At 70.8% G+C, this 18,835-nt stretch carries 18 protein-coding genes and 1 pseudogene; 7 read left to right on the forward strand and 12 right to left on the reverse strand.

Features of this window, described 5'->3' with window-relative positions; translation table 11 throughout:
- Positions 1-56: 56 nt before the first annotated feature.
- Complete coding sequence (locus RCO28_RS26725) at positions 57-2,861, reverse strand: SpoIIE family protein phosphatase (RefSeq protein ID WP_374991255.1); 2,805 nt, start codon at positions 2,859-2,861, stop codon at positions 57-59.
- A 193-nt stretch (positions 2,862-3,054) separates the two neighbouring features.
- Here RCO28_RS26725 and RCO28_RS39435 point away from each other — a divergent pair.
- Positions 3,055-3,252 (forward strand): annotated as a pseudogene (locus RCO28_RS39435) (transposase); the annotation flags it as partial.
- 151 nt (positions 3,253-3,403) lie between these two features.
- On the opposite strand, the gene hsaA reads toward RCO28_RS39435, so the two are convergent.
- Positions 3,404-4,573: a 3-hydroxy-9,10-secoandrosta-1,3,5(10)-triene-9,17-dione monooxygenase oxygenase subunit gene (gene hsaA, locus RCO28_RS26735; RefSeq protein ID WP_308943825.1), complete on the reverse strand. Its 1,170-nt coding sequence runs from the start codon at positions 4,571-4,573 to the stop codon at positions 3,404-3,406.
- A 184-nt stretch (positions 4,574-4,757) separates the two neighbouring features.
- Here hsaA and RCO28_RS26740 point away from each other — a divergent pair, with 184 nt between their 5' ends.
- Positions 4,758-5,627: an IclR family transcriptional regulator gene (locus tag RCO28_RS26740; protein WP_308943826.1), complete on the forward strand. Its 870-nt coding sequence runs from the start codon at positions 4,758-4,760 to the stop codon at positions 5,625-5,627.
- A gap of 169 nt (positions 5,628-5,796) precedes the next feature.
- Here RCO28_RS26740 and RCO28_RS26745 read toward each other — a convergent pair whose 3' ends face one another.
- The 10 genes from RCO28_RS26745 to RCO28_RS26790 form a co-directional block, all read right to left on the reverse strand.
- Complete coding sequence (locus tag RCO28_RS26745; protein WP_308943827.1) at positions 5,797-6,057, reverse strand: hypothetical protein; 261 nt, start codon at positions 6,055-6,057, stop codon at positions 5,797-5,799.
- Entirely contained in the window at positions 6,054-6,830 is a 777-nt protein-coding gene (locus tag RCO28_RS26750) for an SDR family oxidoreductase (RefSeq protein ID WP_308943828.1), read from the reverse strand. The genes RCO28_RS26745 and RCO28_RS26750 overlap by 4 nt, the downstream gene beginning before the upstream one ends.
- Before the next feature lie 81 nt (positions 6,831-6,911).
- Positions 6,912-7,982 (reverse strand): ferredoxin--NADP reductase, encoded by a 1,071-nt coding sequence (locus RCO28_RS26755; protein ID WP_308943829.1) that lies wholly within the window; start codon positions 7,980-7,982, stop codon positions 6,912-6,914.
- Entirely contained in the window at positions 7,975-8,202 is a 228-nt protein-coding gene (locus tag RCO28_RS26760) for a hypothetical protein (RefSeq protein ID WP_308943830.1), read from the reverse strand. Before RCO28_RS26760 ends, RCO28_RS26755 begins: the two co-directional genes overlap by 8 nt.
- Before the next feature lies 1 nt (position 8,203).
- On the reverse strand, positions 8,204-9,364 hold the full coding sequence (locus RCO28_RS26765; protein WP_308943831.1) for a Rieske 2Fe-2S domain-containing protein: 1,161 nt from the start codon (positions 9,362-9,364) through the stop codon (positions 8,204-8,206).
- A gap of 38 nt (positions 9,365-9,402) precedes the next feature.
- Positions 9,403-10,425 carry a 4-hydroxy-2-oxovalerate aldolase gene (gene dmpG / locus RCO28_RS26770; RefSeq protein WP_308943832.1) on the reverse strand — a complete coding sequence of 341 codons (1,023 nt, stop codon included), beginning with the start codon at positions 10,423-10,425 and terminating at the stop codon, positions 9,403-9,405.
- Between the two features lie 11 nt (positions 10,426-10,436).
- Positions 10,437-11,348, reverse strand: a complete 912-nt coding sequence (locus RCO28_RS26775; protein WP_308943974.1) for an acetaldehyde dehydrogenase (acetylating) — start codon at positions 11,346-11,348, stop codon at positions 10,437-10,439.
- Between the two features lie 7 nt (positions 11,349-11,355).
- Positions 11,356-12,138: a 2-keto-4-pentenoate hydratase gene (locus tag RCO28_RS26780; RefSeq protein ID WP_308943833.1), complete on the reverse strand. Its 783-nt coding sequence runs from the start codon at positions 12,136-12,138 to the stop codon at positions 11,356-11,358.
- Between the two features lie 176 nt (positions 12,139-12,314).
- Positions 12,315-13,229: an SDR family oxidoreductase gene (locus RCO28_RS26785; protein ID WP_308943834.1), complete on the reverse strand. Its 915-nt coding sequence runs from the start codon at positions 13,227-13,229 to the stop codon at positions 12,315-12,317.
- 107 nt (positions 13,230-13,336) lie between these two features.
- A complete protein-coding gene (locus tag RCO28_RS26790) occupies positions 13,337-14,116 on the reverse strand; it encodes an SDR family oxidoreductase (protein ID WP_308943835.1) in 780 nt (259 codons plus the stop codon).
- 77 nt (positions 14,117-14,193) lie between these two features.
- Between RCO28_RS26790 and RCO28_RS26795 the strand changes: the two genes are divergently transcribed.
- The 5 genes from RCO28_RS26795 to RCO28_RS26815 are packed head-to-tail and all read left to right on the forward strand — an operon-like array spanning position 14,194 to position 18,635.
- Positions 14,194-14,958: an enoyl-CoA hydratase family protein gene (locus tag RCO28_RS26795; protein ID WP_308943836.1), complete on the forward strand. Its 765-nt coding sequence runs from the start codon at positions 14,194-14,196 to the stop codon at positions 14,956-14,958.
- A complete protein-coding gene (locus RCO28_RS26800; protein ID WP_308943837.1) occupies positions 14,955-15,821 on the forward strand; it encodes a CoA-transferase in 867 nt (288 codons plus the stop codon). Before RCO28_RS26795 ends, RCO28_RS26800 begins: the two co-directional genes overlap by 4 nt.
- On the forward strand, positions 15,818-16,588 hold the full coding sequence (locus RCO28_RS26805) for a CoA-transferase (RefSeq protein WP_308943838.1): 771 nt from the start codon (positions 15,818-15,820) through the stop codon (positions 16,586-16,588). Before RCO28_RS26800 ends, RCO28_RS26805 begins: the two co-directional genes overlap by 4 nt.
- Positions 16,585-17,649: a nitronate monooxygenase gene (locus RCO28_RS26810; protein ID WP_308943839.1), complete on the forward strand. Its 1,065-nt coding sequence runs from the start codon at positions 16,585-16,587 to the stop codon at positions 17,647-17,649. Before RCO28_RS26805 ends, RCO28_RS26810 begins: the two co-directional genes overlap by 4 nt.
- 53 nt (positions 17,650-17,702) lie before the next feature.
- Positions 17,703-18,635, forward strand: a complete 933-nt coding sequence (locus RCO28_RS26815) for a tyrosine-protein phosphatase (RefSeq protein ID WP_308943840.1) — start codon at positions 17,703-17,705, stop codon at positions 18,633-18,635.
- Positions 18,636-18,835 lie beyond the last annotated feature (200 nt).

Consider the following 18,835-nt stretch of genomic DNA (forward strand, 5'->3'; position numbering starts at 1 on the left):
TCCATGGGCCCTGCCTATGGCGGAGGCCTGAATTCGGCAGTGGAGTCGGCGCCGCCTCAAAGCTCTGTGTCAGTCCATTGGTCCAGCAAGATGTCGCCGAGGTCCGTACCGGGTTCCGCCGCGCCATCGTGCAAGGGCTGTTCGGTCCAGATGACCTTGCCGCGGGGGGTGTAGCGGGTGCCCCACCGCTCGGCGAATTGGGCCACCAGGAACAGACCCCGGCCGCCCTCGTCGGTGGCCGCGGCCCGGCGCAGGTGCGGGGAGGTGCTGGAGCCGTCGGATACCTCGCAGACCAGGGCGCGGTCGTGCAGCAGCCGGACGCTGATGGGCTCGCCCCCGTAGCGGATGGCGTTGGTGATCAGCTCGGAGAGGATCAGCTCGGTGGTGAAGCCGATCGCCTCCAGCCCCCACGCCTCCAGGCGGCGGCCGCAGGCGGCCCGGACCGGGGCCACGGCCGCAGGGTCGGCGGGCACTTCCCACTCGGCGACCCGGTCCGGGCCCAGCAGGTGAGTGCGGGCCACCAGCAGAGCGATGTCGTCGCTGGGGCTGGGCGGCAGCAGGGCCTCGACGACTGCCTGGCAGGTCTGCTCCGGGGTGCGGTCCGCCCCGGTCAGGGCGTCGCGCAGCAGCTGCAGGCCGGCATCGAGGTCGCGGCTGCGGTCCTCGACGAGCCCGTCGGTGAACAGGACGAGCCGGCTGCCCTCGGGCAGCTCGAGCTCGGCGGTCTCGAAGGGCAGGCTGCCGCCCAGCCCCAGCGGCGGGGAGACCGGCACGTCGGGGAAGGTTACGGTGCCGTCGGGGTGGACGAGGGCCGGGCCCACGTGTCCAGCCCGGGCCACCGTGGCCCGCCCGGTGACCGGGTCGTAGATGGCGTACAGGCAGGTAGCGCCCGTGACGCCTTCGCTCTCGTCCCCTGCGGCTTCGGCGGTGTCGAGGTCGGCGACCAGTTCGTCCAGGTGGGCGAGGAGTTCGTCCGGGGGGAGGTCGAGGGCGGAGAAGTTGTGCACCGCGGTGCGCAGCCGGCCCATGGTGGCCGCGGCGTGCAGGCCGTGGCCGACCACGTCCCCCACCACCAGCGCCACCCGGGCGCCAGGCAGCGGGATGACGTCGAACCAGTCCCCGCCCACCCCGGCCTGGGCGGGCAGGTAGCGGTGGGCCACCTCCACGGCGGACTGCTCGGGCAGGTCGTGGGGCAGCAGGCTGCGCTGCAGGGTCACGGCCGTGGCGTGCTCGCGGGTGTAGCGGCGGGCGTTGTCCAGGCACACCGCGGCCCGGGCCGCCAGCTCCTCGGCGAAGGCCAGATCCTCCTCACCGAACGGCTCGGAGGGCTCCGCGCGGTAGAAGTTGGTCACCCCGAGCACCACCCCGCGGGCCAGCAGCGGCACGGTGATCAGGGAGTGGAGGCCGTGGTCCAGGGCCCTCTGGGTGCGCTGGGGGTCCTGGGCGCGCCAGCCGTCGGAGGCGGCCAGGTCGGCCTCGAGCACGGTGTGGCCACGCTCGACGACGGCGGCCTGCGGGGTGGAGGGAAGGAATCGGATCAGCTCACCGACGGGGTAGAGGGGGTGGTCGGTGTGGATGCCGCTCATCGCCGTGCGGCGCAGTTCGGTGCTGGGCCCGGCCGGCTCGTCGCCGCGCAGGACCGGCTCCTGCAGGTCGACGGTGACGACGTCGGCAAATCGGGGAACGGCCACCTGCGCCAGCTCCTCGGCGGTGCGCACCACATCGAGGGTGGTGCCGATCCGTACCCCGGCGTCGTACAGCAGCGTCAGCCGCGCCCGGGCCACCTCCGCCCGCCCCGCCAGCGCCCGCAGCTCGGTGGAGTCCCGCAGCGTGGCCACACTGCCAGCCGGGCCGCCGTACGGTGGGGTGGGCCGCACGTTGACCGCCAGCAACCGCTCCCCGGCCTGGCACACCTCGTCGCTGACCGCCCTCCCCGAGACAAGCAGCTCGGCCATCCCCGCCTCCAACCCCAGCTCGCTGACCAGCCGCCGCTCCGCGTCCGCCGGCAGCTCAAGCAGCCGCCGCGCCTCGTCGTTGGCCAGCAGCAGCCGGTCGTCCCCGTCGAGGATCAGCACCCCCTCCCGCACCGCGTGCAGCACCGCGTCGTGGTGCTCGTACATGCGGGTCATCTCGGCCGGCCCCAGACCGCGGGTCTGCCGCCGCAGCCGCCGGCTCACCAGCCCCGACCCGCCCACGGCCAGAACGAGCGCGCCTACGGCCGCTCCGATCAGCACCGGCATCTGCCGCTCCACCACGTCGTCCACGTTCTCGACCGTGACCGAGGACGTGACGATGGCGACGACCGTGCCGTCGACGTCGAAGACGGGGACCAACGAGATCACGGATGGGCCCTGGCTTGCTGTGAACGTGTCCGTGTAGGCCTCACCGGCTGCCGCCCTCTCGAAGGGGCCGACGACGTGCTTGCCGATTCGATCCGGGTCGGGGTGGGTGAGGGTGATCCCGTCCAGCTTGTACATGACGAGGGCGTCGACGCCGCTCCCCTTCCGGGCCGCTTCGGCTCGTGGCTGTAGCACTTCGGACGGGTCGGGGCTGTCCAGTGCGTCCAGGAATCCCGGGGAGTTCGCGAACGCCTGGGCGACGCCAAACGACAGGTGGCGGGCGTCCTGCGTGCTGTCGCGCCGGGCCTGCAGCACCAGCGCCACCACGGCGGCGGCCACCAGCAGCACCACGACCGCCAGCTGCAGGATGAACACCTGGGCCGCGACGCTGCGCACGCCCAGCAGGGAACGCGTCCGCCGCACCGACGAGCCCCATGACGCCTTCTGCTCACCCACAGGCCGGTCCTGCCGCTCGTTTCGCGCGCCGGGAGGCTCGCGCCGTCCGCCGGGGCGTCGGCCCATGGACGGGTAGAACAAAGAGGCTGAGAATCGCCCAAAAACTCCCAATCATTCCCTATTCTTACCACCCGCGTGGAACGGGTCTAAAGGAACAGTCGGACAGGGGGTGACGGGGGCTGCGCGCCCGGCTGACTAGCTAGGACTTGTCCGGCGGACCATGTGACTGTCTCGGGTGGCCCAGGTCGTTGTTCTGGGCATGGGGCGGGGTGATCAGACAGATGCCCAGTGGGAACGGCTGCGGCCGTTCCTGCCGGTGAGCAATAGGCGTTGTGGTCGGTGGCGGGATCACCGGCAGGTGATCGACGGGATTCTGTACCGGGTGCGGACTGGGGTGCAGTGGCGTGACCTGCCCGAACGGTTCGGCCGCTGGGAGGTCCCCCATCCGCGGTGGAATCGAGGCAGGCGGCGGTGCGGGAATGCGAAGGCCGCGCCCGCAGGCGTAGACGTACGCACGGAGCGCAGCCCTCGACGTCGTACAGAGTGGGCGCGCCTGCCTTCTCGATACGCGGCGTTCGCTAAACGCAGCGCGGACGCGCCGTCGAGGATCACAACATGGGGTCGTGAATGGCGATGCCGAGCGCGTCCTGGCCGAAGAGGATGAGCGCCCGCTCCACGTCGTTGGCCGCCTGGCCGCGGCCCGTGTGCACGTCCCGCCAGGCGCGCTGCAGGGCGTTGCCGCCCTTGCGCATGATGCCGCCGCCGGCGTTCTCCATCAGCAGGTCGATCGCCGCGACCGCACGTTCGGTGGCGATCACCTGGTCCCGGCGGGCCCGTGCGCGTAGGGAGATTGACGGTGTCTCGCCGCTCCGGGCGATCGCATACAGGTCGGCGATGTTGCGGGTCAGCTGCAGCCAAGCTGCGTCGATGTCGCAGGCCGCACGGGCGATGCGCACCTGCGCGAAGGGGTCCTCGGCGACCTTCTGTCCATAGGAGACGCCGATGCGCTCGCGGGTCGCCGCGATGTAGTCCTCGTACGCGCCCTCGGCTATGCCGACGATCGAGGTCGAAATGGTGGTGGTGAAGACGGCGGGGTACGGCAGCCGGTACAGCGGCTCGGCGTTGACCTCGTGTCCCGGGCATGTCAGTGCGGCCATGGTGCCGTAGCCGAGGATGCGGTGGTTGGGGACGAAGGCGTCGTCGACGACGATGTCATTGCTGCCGGTGCCGCACAGACCGACGGTGTCCCACACGTCGTCGACACGGTAGTCGGTGCACGGCACCAGGAAGGTGCGCATGTCCACCGGCCGTCCTTCACCGTCCGTGACGAGGCCGCCGAGCAAGGCCCACCGGGCGTGGTCGCAGCCGGCGGAGAAGTGCCAGCGGCCGGAGATGCGGAAGCCGCCGTCCACTGGAGTGACCGCCCCGGTGGGCGCGTAGGAGGAGCAGATCCGGGTGGAGCTGTCCTCACCCCACACCTCCTCCTGGGCCCGTGGGTCGTACAGGGCCACGTGCCAGGGGTGCACACCGACGATGGAGGCGACCCAGCCGGTCGAGCCGCACGCCTTGGCGATCTCCTTCACCGCGGCGTAGAAGACGGCCGGGTCGGCGGCGAGTCCGCCGTAAGCCCTGGGCTGGAGCAGTCGGAAGAAGCCCGCCTGCTCGAGCTCCTTGACGGAGGCGTCGGGCACGCGGCGCTGCTCCTCGGACACAGCCGCTCGCTCGCGCAGGACGGGGGCGAGTTCGCGGACCGCTGCGAGTACGTCGTCGTCGCGCATGCACATCCCTCTCAGGTCCTCGGGCCCTCAGGTAATCCTGGGTGACGGGAGGGAACCTACGCGTTACTGTTTCGAAACGGAACACCCTCTTCCCAGTAGGTGGGATCCGCTGACAATCTCCCCACATTGTCGGAAATTACGGCCGCCGCCTGAGGTGTGTCGGCTGTCCGTATGGGAGGTGCCGATGACGACGCATGCTGTCGAGGCCGGACATCCGCCGCCGTCCCTGCTGGAGAAGGCGGCGAAGGTGCTGAGCGCTTTCCAGAGCGCGGGGCCCCGGCTCACACTGACCGAGGTCGTGCAGCGCTCCGGCCTTCCTCGCTCCTCCGCACACCGCATACTCGATCAGCTGGTGCAGCTGCGCTGGCTGGAGCGCGAGGGCCGCGACTACCGGCTGGGCATGGGCATGCTGGAACTCGGCGCCTTGGCCTCACACCACAACCGGCTTCGGCGGGCGGCGCTGCCCCATCTGCACGCGCTGCACGAGTCCACCGGTCATCTGGTGCACCTCACGGTGCTCGACGGCGCCGAGGTGGTCTACCTGGAGCGGATCGGCGGGGCGGAAGACTCCGGCTTGCCGTCGCGGGTGGGCGGGCGGCAACCGGCGTACTGCACGGCGGCGGGCAAGGCGATCCTGGCCTTCAGCGACGGCCCGCTGGTGGAGCAGGTAATCCGGCATGGGCTGCGGCCGCGGACGCCGCGTACCATCACCCGCCCCATGTCCCTCCGCGGCGAGCTGGCGATGGTGCGGGAGCGCGGGGTGGCGTTCGACTACGAGGAGGGGTATCGGGGGGTCTTCTGCGTGGCCGCACCGCTGCGCGGTGCGGGCAGGGCGGTCGCCGCCATCTCGGTGTGCGGCAACGGCGCCCACCGGGAGCTGGAGCGGATCGCACCCGCCGTGCTCGGCTGCTCGCGGTCGGTGTGGCAGGCGATGTTCGGGCCGGGGCGGCACACGAAGAAGCCCGCGAATACGGCCGAGGTGTCCGCGCCCGGTGTTCCGCAGCCCGCGATGGACAACATGATGTCCTGGCTGCGCTTCAGCGACTGGATGTGACGGCAGCGGCTCACCGTGAGCTGAAGAGCACTCACCGGGGTGTGAGCGTGACCTGCGGGTCGCGCTCACACCCCGGTGAGCTGGAGCGATCGGATCAGCCTCGGGCGAAGCGCGTCCGCAGAGCGTCGAGACCGGTGCCGTAGGTGCCGTCGCCGAAGAGCGACGGCACCTACAGCACCACCTCGTCCGGGCCCTGGTATGCGGCGGGCCACCGGACCTCGGCACCGTCGGCGTGCGGGTGTACGGCGAGCGTCGCCCCGTAGACGCCGACCGGCAGCACCATCGGATCGAGGAGGATGCAGCGGTACCAGCGGGCGTCGGCATCGCGGTCCAGCAGGTGTTCGCGGGCGACGACCTTGCCGTCGATCGCGAAGGCCCGCACGGCACCGGGGACTTCGGGGTCGGCGTCGTCCTCGATGGGTGTCGTCACCAGGTGCGGTCGCCGCGCAGGACGGCGTCGGCACCGCCGTCGACGAAGACGACCTGTCCGGTTACATGAGTGTTCTCGGGGGAGGTCAGCCAGGCGATCAGCGGGCCGATCTGCTCGGGGCGGGCGTGACCGTGCAGCGGCATCGGCGCGCTCTGCTCAACGAGCTTGCGCATCTCGGGGTCGTCCAGCAGGGGCTGGGTCATCGGCGTGATGATCACGCCGGGGCCGATGGCGTTGAGCGGGATACCCGCACCGGCCCAGTTGTCAGTGACGGCAGAGCGGCGGATCCAGCGGGAGATCGCGGCCTTGGAGGAGGAGTAGACGAGGTGCCCTTCACCTCGGTCGACGGCTGCCCGGGAAGCGGCCACCGCCGCCTCCTCGTCGTCGGCGAGCGCGGCGTCCACGATCGCGGCGTCGGTCGGGTGCACGGAGTCTATCGAGCCGATGACCAGGGCCCGAGGGTCAGTGCCGGCGGCCAGCAGCGGGCGCAGACCGTCGAGGGTGGCAACGGCGCCGAAGTGGTTGACCTTGATGGTGAGCGGGTCGAAGTGCGCGATGCCCGCGCAGGAGATGACGGCGTCGAGGAGGCCACCGGTCAGCTCGCGGGCGCGGGTAACGAGTTCGGCCCGGCCCTCGGCGGTGGACAGGTCGGCGGAGATGTCGCTGTCCTTGAGGTCGGCCCCGATGACGGTGTGCCCCTGCGAGCGCAGGAGGGTAAGGGTGGCCCTGCCGATGCCGGAGGCCGCTCCGGTGATGAGATAGGTGCGGGACATGTGTTCCTCCAGAGACGGGCGGTTGGGGTGGCCGATCCGGCGCCTTTCACGGGACGTGCCGCTTCGTTCGCCTCTTCACCTTCAGGAATAAGTGATCTCGACCTGGTCGGTGAGGGGCAGGGCCTGGCAGGCCAGCACATATCCCTCGGCGATGTCCTGGTCGTCCAGGACCTCGTTGCGGAGCATCTTCACCTCACCCGCCACGACCCGGCAGGTGCAGGCGCTGCACGCGCCCTCCCGGCAGGAATAGGGGGCCTCGACCCCCGCTGCCAGGAGTACGTCGAGGAGCGGGGTTGCCGACGGCCAGACGACCGTGCGCATCTCCCCGTCGAGTTCCACGTACGCCGTGCTGCTTCCCTCGACGGGCGGGCCCTCACCGGCTGCGGCTGCCGGTGCCGGTACGTCGAAGACGTCCCCGCTCAGCGAGAAGAATCGCTCGCGGTGAATCCGATCGCCCGGCGCGCCGAGCGCAAGCAGCGCCTGCTCGGCGGCATCCATCATCGGCCCCGGACCGCAGACGAACGCCTCGCGGTCGGCGTACGGCGCAAGCGCGGCGGCCAGCCGGTCCGCGACGGGCAGACCCTGGAGCGACTCCAGCCAGTGGATCACCAGCAGCCGGTCCGGGTGGTCCTCGGTCAGCTCCCGCAGCTCGTCGCGGAAGATGACCGCAGACTCGTCGCGGTTGGCGTATAGGAGCACCACCCGGCCCTGCCCCCTCACCAGGGCCGACTTGGCGATCGACAGCACCGGCGTGATGCCGCTGCCCCCGGCGACGAGCAGCAGGTCCGTGTCGAGATCGGAGGGGGTGAAGGTGCCGGCCGGCGGCAGCACCTCCAGCTCGTCCCCCGCCACCACCTGGTCGCACACCCAGTTGGAGCCGTATCCGCCGGCCACCCGCTTGACGGTGACCTTCAGCGGCTCGCCGGTGTGCGGTGAACTGGCGAGGGAGTAGCAGCGGGCGGCCGCCCTTCCGTCCGCCCCGGGCAGCTTCAGGGTGAGGAACTGCCCAGGGCGGTAGGCGAATCGGCCAGTGCTCTCCGGCGGTGCCTGGAGTACCAGGGAGTGCGCGTCGGCCGTCTCGGCGATCACCTCGACAACGCACAGCCGGTGCGTACGCGACCCGGTCGCCTGCCCGGCACTCGGCTCAGGCATCGGCGACCTCCAGGGTGCCTTCCTCGACCGCACGGTCGATACTCCCGCGCAGCGCCAGGCAGGTCCGGATGCGGGCGGTGGTCCCGCCCTCGGCCACCCGGCCGCGGAACTCCGCGCAGACGACGGCCGCCTCGGCGGTCCATTGCACCGAGGTGTGGGCCATGCTGAACTTCTCACACAGGACCTGGTTGCCGCAGGTCACGCACTCCACCGGCTGCATGTCAGGATCCGGTTTCCTTCCCCGTCTCCGCCTTCTTCTCCGCCGCGTGGCGTGCGAGGTTCTCCTTGACCTCCGCCCGCCATGCCGCGGTGGCGCGGGTGACATCGATCTCGAACTCGAAGCGCTGCACCATCTCGTCCTTGACGTCCTCGACGTCGACGTAGAACTGCTCGTACCAGCGCCGCAGTTGGTAGACCGGGCCGTCTTCCTCGCAGAGCAGGGGGTTGTCGATCCGGCTCTTGTTCCGCCAGATCTCGATGTCCTGCTCGAAGCCGACCGTGAGGCCCTCCGAGGTGAGCCGAGCCGCTTCGGCGGCCTCCTCGTCCGACATCCCGGGCAGCTTCTTGACGATGGCCCCGTACTGGAGCATGAAGCTGTTCTCGTCGATCGGGTAATGGCAGTTGATCAGGGCCATCTCCATCTCGGCTCCCTCGGCCACCGGCGAGAAGAGGTAGTCGATCATGTATGAGGGGCCGAAGTACGAGGCGTCGGAGCGCAGCGTGGCGCTCAGCGTGCCCAGGTTGTAGTCCTCGCGCGGCACGGTCTCCTGGTACTGGGTGGCGACGTGGCCCTCGAAGACGTTCTTGAAGTACGTGGGCATCGAGTAATGCACATAGAAGAAGTGCGCCATGTCCACGACGTTGTCCACGATTTCGCGGCAGTTGGAGCTCTCGACCCGCACGGTCTTCCAGGTCCACTCGCTCCACTCGTCGCTGAAGGCGCCCTCGATCCGCGGGATGGTCACCTCGGGCGGCGGCGGGTTGCCCTGTGGGTCGTGCCAGACGAAGAGCTGCTTGTTCTCCTCGAGCGTGGTCCACGCGCGGGTGCGGGCGCGCGGCGGCACGCGGCGCGCGTAGGGGATGCCGGCGCAGCGGCCGTTGCCCGACCAGCGCCAGTCGTGGAAGGGACAGGCCACCGCGTCGCCCTTGACGGTGCCGTGGGCGAGGTTGCCGCCCATGTGCGGGCAGTAGGCGTTCAGGACGTGCAGTTGTCCGTCGTCTTGGCCCTGGAATACCACCAGCTTGGTGCCGAACGCCTCGATCTCGTGCGGCTCGCCGTCCTTGAAGCCGTCGGCCAGGCCGAGGCAGTGCCAGCCCCGGGCGAAGCGGGTGGGCGGCCTGCCCGCCTCGATGACCCGGACCTCGTCGTTGAGAGCAGTCATCTTGTCCCTCCAGTGTCGGCTGCCTTGGGCAGGCGGACTCAGTTCTGTGCGGCGAGTTCCACTGCGATGTCGATGAGCTGGTCCTCCTGGCCGCCGACGAGGCGCCGTTCGCCCGCGCGCAGGAGGATTTCGGCGCCGGAGACGCCGTAGCGCTCGGCCTGCCGGTAGGCGTGCTTGAGGAAGCTGGAGTAGACCCCGGCGTGGCCCATCAGCAGGGCGAGCCGGTCGAGTTGGCACTCGTCGTCCATCACCGGGCGGACCACGTCCTCCGCCGCGTCGATGATCTTCAGTACGTCGACGCCGGTGCGGATGCCCATCTTGGCGCAGACCGCGACCAGCGCCTCGACGGCGGTGTTGCCCGCGCCCGCGCCCAGGCGGCGGGTGGAGCCGTCGATCTGCAGGGCGCCGGCCTTGATGGCCGCGATGGAGTTCCCTGTACCGAGGGCCAGGTTCTCGTGTCCGTGGAAGCCGACCTCGGCGTCGTCTCCGAGTTCGGCCACCAGTGCCTCGACCCGGGCGGTGACGTCGTCCATGACCATGGCGCCGGCCGAGTCGACGACGTACACGCACTGGCAGCCCGCGTCGGCCATGATCCGGCCCTGCTGCGCCAGCTTCTCCGGTGTGGTCGAGTGGGCCATCATCAGGAAGCCGACGGTCTCCAGGCCCATCTCACGGGCGAGCCCGAAGTGCTGAATCGCGATGTCGGCCTCGGTGCAGTGGGTGGCGATGCGGCAGATGCTCGCGCCGAGCTCGCGTGCGGCCCGGATGTCGTCCTTCACCCCCAGTCCTGGGAGCATCAGGAAGGCGATCTTCGCCTCCTTCGCCGTGTCCACCGCGATCTTGATCAGCTGCTGTTCGGGGGTCTTGGAGAAGCCGTAGTTGAAGGACGAGCCGCCGAGCCCGTCGCCGTGCGTCACCTCGATCACGGGCACGCCGGCGTGGTCGAGCGCGCCGACGATGTTCCGTACGTCCTCTGCCGTGAACTGGTGCCGCTTGGCGTGCGAGCCGTCGCGCAGCGAGGAGTCGGTGATCCGGATGTCGAGGGTTTCCGAGTAGGGCATGCGGGTGCTCCTTACGCGCCCGGGGCGAGGAGCGCCTTGGCGAACTCCTCGCCGACCTTGGTGGCGGCGGCGGTCATGATGTCGAGGTTTCCGGCGTACGGCGGCAGGTAGTCGCCCGCGCCCTCGACCTCCAGGAAGATCGCGACGCGCGCCATCCCGTCGTTCTCGGGGCGCGGATCGTCGAACTGCGGCTCGGTGCGCAGCCGGTAGCCGGGCACGTAGGCGGCGACCTGCTCGGCGATCTCCTTCACGGACAGGGCGATCGCGTCGCGGTCGGCGTCCTCGGGGATGGCGCAGAAGACGGTGTCGCGCATGATGACGGGTGGCTCGGCGGGGTTGAGGATGATGATCGCCTTGCCGCGTTCGGCGCCGCCGATGGTCTCGATGCCGCGTGAGGTGGTGCGGGTGAACTCGTCGATGTTGGCGCGGGTTCCGGGTCCGGCCGAGACGGAGGCCACCGAGGCGACGATCTCCGCGTAGGCCACGGGGACCACGCGGGAGACCGCGTACACCATGGGGATGGTGGCCTGTCCTCCGCAGGTGATCATGTTGACGTTGGGCTTGTCGAGGTGCTCGCGCAGATTGGCGGGCGGGACGACGGCGGGGCCGACGGCGGCCGGGGTGAGGTCGATGGCTTTGATGCCGAGCTCCGCGTAGCGCGGGGCGTTGGCCCGGTGGACGTAGGCTGACGTGGCCTCGAAGACGATGTCGGGGAGCTCGTCCTGAGCGAGCAGCCAGTCCACGCCGTCGTGACTGGTCTCCAGGCCAGCCCGGCGGGCGCGGGCGAGGCCCTCGCTGTCGGGGTCGACGCCGATCATCCAGCGTGGTTCGACGAGTTCAGAGCGCTGCAGCTTGTAGAGCAGGTCGGTGCCGATGTTGCCTGATCCGACGATCGCGGCACTCGCCTTGGTCTTGCTGGTCATCATCACCTCAGGTGAACGAGAGGGAGACCGGGCCCAGCCCGGTGAACTCGGCGGTGAAGGTCGCTCCCGCCGTCACGTCGACGGCCCGGGTGCACGACCCGGGCAGCACCACGTGCCCCTTCCTCAGGGGCACGCCGAAGCGGGCCACGGTGCGGGCGAGCCAGGCGACGGAGACGGCCGGGTCGCCGAGCACCGCGTCGCTGCGGCCCTCGGCCAGCAGCTCACCGCCGTGTGTGAGCCGCGCGTCGATCGCCTTGAGGTCCAGTTCGCGCGGGTCCCGGCCCTCGCCGATGACGTATCCGGCGGAGGAGGCGTTGTCCGCGATGGTGTCGGCGATGGAGATCCGCCAGTCGCGGATCCTGCTGTCGATCAACTCCAGGGCGGGCACGACGCGTTCGGTGGCGGCGAGTACATCTGCGGGGGTGCAGTTCTCGCCCGGCAGGTCGTCGCCGAGGACGAAGCCGACCTCGACCTCGATGCGCGGGGCGCAGTAGCGAGAGACGGGAACGGGGCGGTGCGGGCTCAGTTCCATGTCGTCGAGCAGGTGGCCGTAGTCCGGCTCGTCCACGCCCATCATCTGCTGCATGACGTGCGACGACAGGCCGACCTTGTGACCGCGTACCTCGGCCCCTGCGCCGACGCGGTGCCGGATGTTGATGAGCTGAATCTCGTACGCGTCCTCGGTGCCGATCTCCGGGAAGGCCTCGGTCAGCGGGGCGACCGGCGTACGGCGGTGCTCGGCGGAGCGCAGGATCTGTGCCGCGTGCTGCCTCTGGGGGTCCGTGAGCATGGGGATCCTCTGCGGTGCGTTGGGCTGTTCCGGGAGGCTAAGCGGGGTGCTCTCCGGGCGGGGAGCGCGAATTCCCGCTGACCGGGAAAGGCGCGACGCGAGACGCGAACGGCCCCGAGGGCCGCGGTCGGCGGCTCTCGGGGCCGTTGAAGAGGACTCCGCCCCGACGGGGGCTGCTACCGCGCGCCGTACACCGGCTGGGGGGTCTCGGCCTCGGCCAGCAGCTTGAGGGCGCTCTCGCCCGCCAGCGCCGGGGTCCAGCGCGCACCCTTGTCCGCGGTGGGTCCCGGACGCCAGCCCTCCATGACGGTGATCCGGCCGGCCTCGGCCTCGAAGACCCGGCCCGTCACTCCGGCAGAGGCGCCGGAGCCCAGCCAGACGACAAGGGGGGAGACGTTCTCCGGGGCCATGGTGTCGAACGCGCCGTCCTCGGGGGCGGCCATGGCGTCGGCGAAGGTCTGCTCGGTCATCCGGGTGCGGGCGGCCGGGGCGATCGCGTTGACCTGGACGCCGTAGTGCGCCATCTCCGCCGAGGCGACAAGCGTCAGGCCGACGATCCCGGCCTTGGCGGCGGCGTAGTTGCCCTGGCCGACGCTGCCGAGCAGACCGGCCCCGGAGCTGGTGTTGATCACGCGGGCCTCGGGCGTACGGCCGGCCTTCGCCTCGGCCCGCCAGTGCGCGGCGGCGTGCTTGAGCGGCAGGAAGTGGCCCTTGAGGTGGACTCGCATGACGGCGTCCCAGTCGTCCTCGTCGAGATTGACGAGCATGCGGTCGCGCAGGAATCCGGCGTTGTTGACCAGGGTGTCGAGGCGGCCGAAGGTGTCCACCGCGGCGGCGATGAGCGAGACAGCGCCCTCGGCGGTGGTGATGTCCCCGCCGTGGGCGACCGCCTCCCCGCCGAGCTCGCGGATCTCGTCGACGACCTGTTGGGCAGGCTGGTCCGTCCCTCCCGTGCCGTCGAGGCCGACGCCGAGGTCGTTGACGACGACTTTCGCTCCCTCGGCGGCGAAGGCGAGGGCGTGCGCGCGGCCGAGCCCGCGGCCGGCGCCGGTGACGACGGTGACGCGTCCGGTGCAGATTCCCGTGGTCATGGCTGTGTGTCCTTTCGGTGAGCGGATGTCTTCCGGCAGCCGCCCGGGGCAGGTATCCCTCGACACTGCGTCGGCAGCGGGCGAGCGTCTTCACACCCGTCAGGCGGTCAGTTGTTGTTGACGGTGGCGGCGTTGAGGAAGGCGGGGCGTTCTCCTCCGCCGTGGACGTGCAGGGCGGCGCCGCTGATGTACGCGGCGCGGTCGGAGGCGAGGAAGACGCAGGCGTCGCCGATGTCGGAGGGATCGGCGAGCCGGCCGAGCGGCACGGTGCGGCCGACGGCGGCGATGCCGTCCTCGTCCCCGTAGTGCAGGTGGGACGATTCGGTGCGGACCATGCCGAGGACGAGCGTATTGACCCGTACCCGGGGCGCGAATTCCACGGCCATGGAGCGCGCCAGGTTCTCCAGGCCCGCCTTGGCGGCACCGTACGCCGCGGTCCCTGGGGACGGGCGGGTCCCACTGACGCTGCCGACCATCACGATCGATCCACCGCCGCTCTGATGGCGCATCACCTCGTACGCGGCGAGGGAGGCGGTCAGCGGCGCGACGAGGTTCAGCTCGACAACCCGGGCATGGCGTTCGGCTGCGCCCTCGTCGAGCATCCGAAAGGGAGTTCCCCCGGCGTTGTTGACCAGGGTGTCAAGGCGCCCGTACTCACTCTGTACCCGTTCGAAGAATCCCCCGATCGCCTCCGGATCGCGGAGGTCGACCGGGAGGAAGCGGGCCGTGCGCCCGGCTGCCTCGACGGGCTTGTCCGGAGCCCGTCGTGCACAGGTCACGACCTGCGCACCGGCTTCGAGCAGGGTGCGGGTGATCCCCGCACCGACGCCCCGGGTTCCGCCGGTGACGACGGCGACGGAACCGGACAGGTCGATGATCGCTGCCAATTGGCACCTCCCATAGCGAGGGATCCACTGCTACCTTCACCTAACAAACGTTTGGTGGAAAGGTAGCTGATCTGCTCATGGGTGTCTCCACCTCCGCCCCGCAAGAGGGCATCGCCGTCGTCACCGTGGACGTTCCCCCGGTCAACGCCCTCCCCGTACAGGGCTGGTACGACCTGGCCGCCGCGGTGCGCGCCGCCGGGGCCGACCCGAAGGTGCGCTGCGTGGTGCTCACCGCCGCGGGCCGCGGTTTCAACGCCGGCGTGGACATCAAGGAAATGCAGCGCACGGCCGGGCACGACGCCCTGATCGGCGCCAACCGCGGCTGCTACGAGGCGTTCGCCGCGGTCTACGAATGCGAGGTGCCGGTGGTCGCCGCCGTGCACGGCTTCTGCCTGGGCGGCGGCATCGGCCTCGTCGGCAACGCCGACGCCATCGTCGCCGCCGATGACGCGACCTTCGGGCTGCCCGAGTTGGACCGGGGCGCGCTCGGCGCGGCAACCCACCTCGCCCGGCTGGTCCCCCAGCATCTGATGCGGCCGCTGTACTACACCTCCCGCACCGCCACCGCCCAAGAGCTGCACCAGCACGGCTCGGTGTGGCGGGTCGTCCCCCGCGAGCAGCTCCAAGACGCCGCGCTGGAGCTGGCGCGGGAGATCGCCGCCAAGGACGGCGGTCTGATCCGCCTGGCCAAGGCCGCGATCAACGGTATCGACCCGGTGGACGTCCGCCGCAGCTACCGCTTCGAGCAGGGCTTCACCTTTGAGGCCAACCTCAGCGGCGTCGCCGACCAGCACCGCGACGCGTTCGTATCGTCCAAGTCGTCCAAGGAGGACCGCCGGTGAGCGACAAGAAGATGACCGCCGAGGAGGTGGTCGGCCGCCTGGAGAGCGGGATGACGATCGGCATCGGCGGATGGGGCTCGCGGCGCAAGCCGATGGCATTGGTGCGCGCGCTCCTGCGCTCGGACCTCACCGATCTGACCGTCGTCTCGTACGGCGGCCCGGACGTCGGGTTGCTCTCCGCCGCCGGGAAGATCCGCAAGCTGGTCGCGGCGTTCGCCACACTCGACTCCATCCCCCTCGAGCCGAACTTCGGGGCGGCCCGGCAGCGCGCCGCGTTCGAGATGGTGGAGCTGGACGAGGCCATGGTCATGTGGGGCCTGACCGCGGCCGCGCACCGGCTGCCGTTCATGCCGATCCGCGCCGGTCTCGCCTCGGACGTGATGCGCGTCAACCCGTCGTTGCGCACGGTCGTCTCCCCGTACGGGGACGGCGAGGAGCTGGTCGCGGTCCCGGCCCTGCGGCTGGACGCCGCGCTCGTCCACCTGAACCGGGCCGACGCGCAGGGCAACGCCCAGTACCTCGGCCCGGACCCGTACTTCGACGATCTGTTCTGCGAGGCCGCCGACGCGGCGTACGTCTCCTGCGAACGGATCGTGGAGACCGCCGACCTGCTCAAGGACTCCGGTCCGCAGTCCCTGCTGGTCAAGCGCGCGTTCGTGAACGGCGTCGTCGAGACCCCGAACGGCGCGCACTTCACCTCCTGCGCCCCCGACCACGACCGCGACGAGGCGTTCCAGCGCGCCTACGCCCAGGCCGCCCGCGACCCCGAGGCCTGGCGGGCCTTCGGCGAGCGGTTCCTGTCGGGCGACGAGGACGCGTACCAGGCCGCGGTGGCGGCGTTCCACAAGGAGGAGGAAGCATGAGCGGCGGTACGACGACAGCGACGCGGGCCGAGTACTGCGCCGTGGCGTGCGCCGAGGCCTGGCGGGGCGCGGGCGAGGTGCTGGCCAGCCCCATGGGCACCGTCCCGACGATCGGGGCCCGGCTGGCGAAGCTCACTTTCTCCCCCGACCTGCTGCTCACCGACGGCGAAGCGCTGCTCATCGGCGACGTACCGGCCGTCGGCGCCAGGCCACAGGTGGTGGAGGGCTGGCTGCCGTACCGCCAGCACCTGGCCTTGGTCGCCACCGGGCGGCGGCACGTGATGATGGGCGCGAGCCAGCTCGACCGGCACGGCAACCAGAACATCTCCTGCATCGGGGCGTGGGCCCGGCCCGAGCGACAGTTGCTGGGCGTGCGGGGTGCACCGGCCAACACGCTCAACAACCCGACGAGTTACTGGGTGCCGCGGCACTCGACGCGCGTCTTCGTCGAGCGGGTCGACATGGTCTCCGGCGTCGGCTACGACCGCGCCGCCGCAGCCGGCCCCTCCGCCACCCGCTACCACCGCATCCCCGACGTCATCAGCAACCTCGGCGTCTTCGACTTCGAGACCCCCGACCGCACGATGCGGCTGCGCTCCCTGCACCCCGGCGTCACAGTCGAACAGGTCGTCCAGGCCACCGGCTTCGCGCTCACCGTCCCCGACGAGGTGCCGCACACCCGCGAGCCCACCGCCGAGGAGCTGCGGCTGATCCGGGAGGTCATCGACCCGAAGGCGCTGCGCGACCGCGAGGTGCCGGCCCCATGAGCGACGTCACGATCAACACGCCGCTCACCGAACTGGTCGGCGTCCGGCACCCGATCGTGCAGACCGGCATGGGCTGGGTGGCCGGCCCCCGCCTGGTCTCGGCCGCCGCCCATGCGGGCGCGCTCGGCATCCTCGCCTCCGCCACCATGACCACAGACCAGCTCCGCTCCGCGGTGCGCGAGGTCAAATCCCGTACGGACGCGCCGTTCGGCGCCAACCTGCGCGCGGACGCGGGGGACGCGGCCGAGCGGGTACGGATCATCATCGACGAGGGCGTGAAGGTCGCCTCGTTCGCGCTCGCACCCTCCCGGGAGTTGATCGCCCGGCTGAAGGACGCCGGGGTCGTCGTCATCCCGTCCATCGGCGCGAGGCGGCACGCCGAGAAGGTCGCCGCATGGGGCGCCGACGCGGTGTTGGTGCAGGGTGGCGAGGGCGGCGGCCACACCGGCGACGTCGCCACCACCGTCCTGCTCCCGCAGGTCGTGGACGCCGTCGACATCCCGGTCATCGCGGCGGGCGGCTTCCACGACGGGCGCGGCCTGGTCGCCGCGCTCGCCTACGGCGCCGCCGGAATCGCCATGGGCACCCGCTTCCTGCTCACCTCCGACAGCACCGTCCCCGACACGGTCAAGGCGAAATACCTGACCGCGTCGGTCAACGACGTCACCGTCACCACCAAGGTGGACGGCCTCCCGCACCGCATGCTCCGCACCGAACTGGTCGACGCGCTGGAACGCTCCGGCCGGACCGCCTCTCTGCTGCGGGCGGTCCGCCACGCCGCGGCCTTCCGGCGCGAGAGCGGCATGAGCTGGGCGCAGATGATCCGCGACGGCCTGGCGATGAAACACGGCAAGGAACTGACCTGGAGCCAGGTCCTGCTGGCCGCCAACACCCCCATGCTGCTCAAGGCCTCGATGGTCGACGGGCGACCGGATCTCGGAGTGATGGCCGCCGGCCAGGTCGCAGGCCTGATCGACGACCTGCCGTCCTGCGCCGAACTCGTCGACCGCGTCATGGCCGAAGCACACGCCGCGCTCGGGGCCCTCCCCCGTACCGACTGAACCGCGTCACATCCAACACCCCGAACATCCCCTCGCCCCAGGGAGTTGATCCCATGCGCACTGTTCTCATCCGCCTGGCGACCGGAGTCGCGCTCTCTGCCGCAACCCTCGGCTGTCTCCCCGCGTCCGCGGTGGCCGATGCCCCGGCCCAGGCCGCCGTCGTCACCGCCTCACCCGACCGCCGTTCCGCCACCGACACCGTCCGCCAGATCGCGCTCCAAGGCGCGGTGAACGTCCGCGATCTGGGCGGCTACCGAACCGACAGGGGCCGCACGGTGCGCTATGGCCAGGTGTTCCGGGCCGACGCGCTCGGCAAGCTGACCGACGCGGACGTCTCGAAGCTCGCCGCGCTGGAACTTCGCACCGTGGTGGACTTCCGCGTCCCGCTGGAGGTCCAGCGCGACGGTGCGGACCGTCTCCCAGCCGGTGTCGCCGCGACCTCCCGGTCCGTGGACGACCTCGGGACGTCCGCCAGGGTCCGGGAGGTCATCGGATCCAAGGACCCGGTCCAGCAGCAGGAGTTGCTCGGCGACGGGAAGGCGGAGGAGCTGATGCGCTCCATCTACCGCACCTTCGTCACCAGCCCAGAGACCCGCAGTCAGTTCGCTGAGACTCTGCGGAACATCGCCGACAAGCGGTCCCCGCTGCTGTACCACTGCACCTCGGGCAAGGACCGCACCGGCTGGATGAGCTATCTCCTGCTGCGCACCGTCGGCGTCCCGGCAGCGACTGCCGAAAAGGACTACCTGCTCTCCAACGACTTCCGCGCGGAGGCGGACCGCAGGGCCCGCGAAGGACTGAAGCAGGCCGGCTACATGGAGAACCCAGACCTGCTCATCCCGCTCCTGGAGGTCCGCGAGGACTATCTGCGGGCGGCTCTCGACCAGGCCGAGCAGGACTACGGAAGCCTCGACGGCTATCTCACCGACGGCCTCGGCCTGGACACCGCGACGCTGGCCCGGCTCCGCGCCCGACTGTTGCGGTGAGGGGCCTCGCATGCTGCGCCCGGGAATGATGGCGCCGTTCAGCGACGGCTTGATCACCCCGGGCGGCTTCCTCCGCGACCTCGCGGGCACGATGGAGGAGTGCTGCGTCGAGTCTCTGTGGACGGTCGAGCACGTCGCCGCCGCCGACCGGTGCGAACCGCTCTATCCCTACTCCACCGACGGCCGGATACCGGGCAGTT

It is taken from the genome of Streptomyces sp. LHD-70, assembly GCF_031157275.1.
Lineage (GTDB): Bacteria > Actinomycetota > Actinomycetes > Streptomycetales > Streptomycetaceae > Streptomyces.

Bases quoted from the DNA above. Each gene is read 5' to 3' on its own strand.
- RCO28_RS26755 (WP_308943829.1), bottom strand. From the start codon at position 7,982: ATGCCTGAGCCGAGTGCCGGGCAGGCGACCGGGTCGCGTACGCACCGG.
- RCO28_RS26760 (WP_308943830.1), bottom strand. From the start codon at position 8,202: ATGCAGCCGGTGGAGTGCGTGACCTGCGGCAACCAGGTCCTGTGTGAG.
- RCO28_RS26775 (WP_308943974.1), bottom strand. From the start codon at position 11,348: ATGACCAGCAAGACCAAGGCGAGTGCCGCGATCGTCGGATCAGGCAAC.
- RCO28_RS26805 (WP_308943838.1), top strand. From the start codon at position 15,818: ATGAGCGGCGGTACGACGACAGCGACGCGGGCCGAGTACTGCGCCGTG.
- RCO28_RS26780 (WP_308943833.1), bottom strand. From the start codon at position 12,138: ATGCTCACGGACCCCCAGAGGCAGCACGCGGCACAGATCCTGCGCTCC.
- RCO28_RS26815 (WP_308943840.1), top strand. From the start codon at position 17,703: ATGCGCACTGTTCTCATCCGCCTGGCGACCGGAGTCGCGCTCTCTGCC.
- RCO28_RS26785 (WP_308943834.1), bottom strand. From the start codon at position 13,229: ATGACCACGGGAATCTGCACCGGACGCGTCACCGTCGTCACCGGCGCC.
- RCO28_RS26725 (WP_374991255.1), bottom strand. From the start codon at position 2,861: ATGGGCCGACGCCCCGGCGGACGGCGCGAGCCTCCCGGCGCGCGAAAC.
- RCO28_RS26810 (WP_308943839.1), top strand. From the start codon at position 16,585: ATGAGCGACGTCACGATCAACACGCCGCTCACCGAACTGGTCGGCGTC.
- RCO28_RS26765 (WP_308943831.1), bottom strand. From the start codon at position 9,364: ATGACTGCTCTCAACGACGAGGTCCGGGTCATCGAGGCGGGCAGGCCG.
- hsaA (WP_308943825.1), bottom strand. From the start codon at position 4,573: ATGCGCGACGACGACGTACTCGCAGCGGTCCGCGAACTCGCCCCCGTC.
- RCO28_RS26740 (WP_308943826.1), top strand. From the start codon at position 4,758: ATGACGACGCATGCTGTCGAGGCCGGACATCCGCCGCCGTCCCTGCTG.
- RCO28_RS26795 (WP_308943836.1), top strand. From the start codon at position 14,194: ATGGGTGTCTCCACCTCCGCCCCGCAAGAGGGCATCGCCGTCGTCACC.
- dmpG (WP_308943832.1), bottom strand. From the start codon at position 10,425: ATGCCCTACTCGGAAACCCTCGACATCCGGATCACCGACTCCTCGCTG.
- RCO28_RS26750 (WP_308943828.1), bottom strand. From the start codon at position 6,830: ATGTCCCGCACCTATCTCATCACCGGAGCGGCCTCCGGCATCGGCAGG.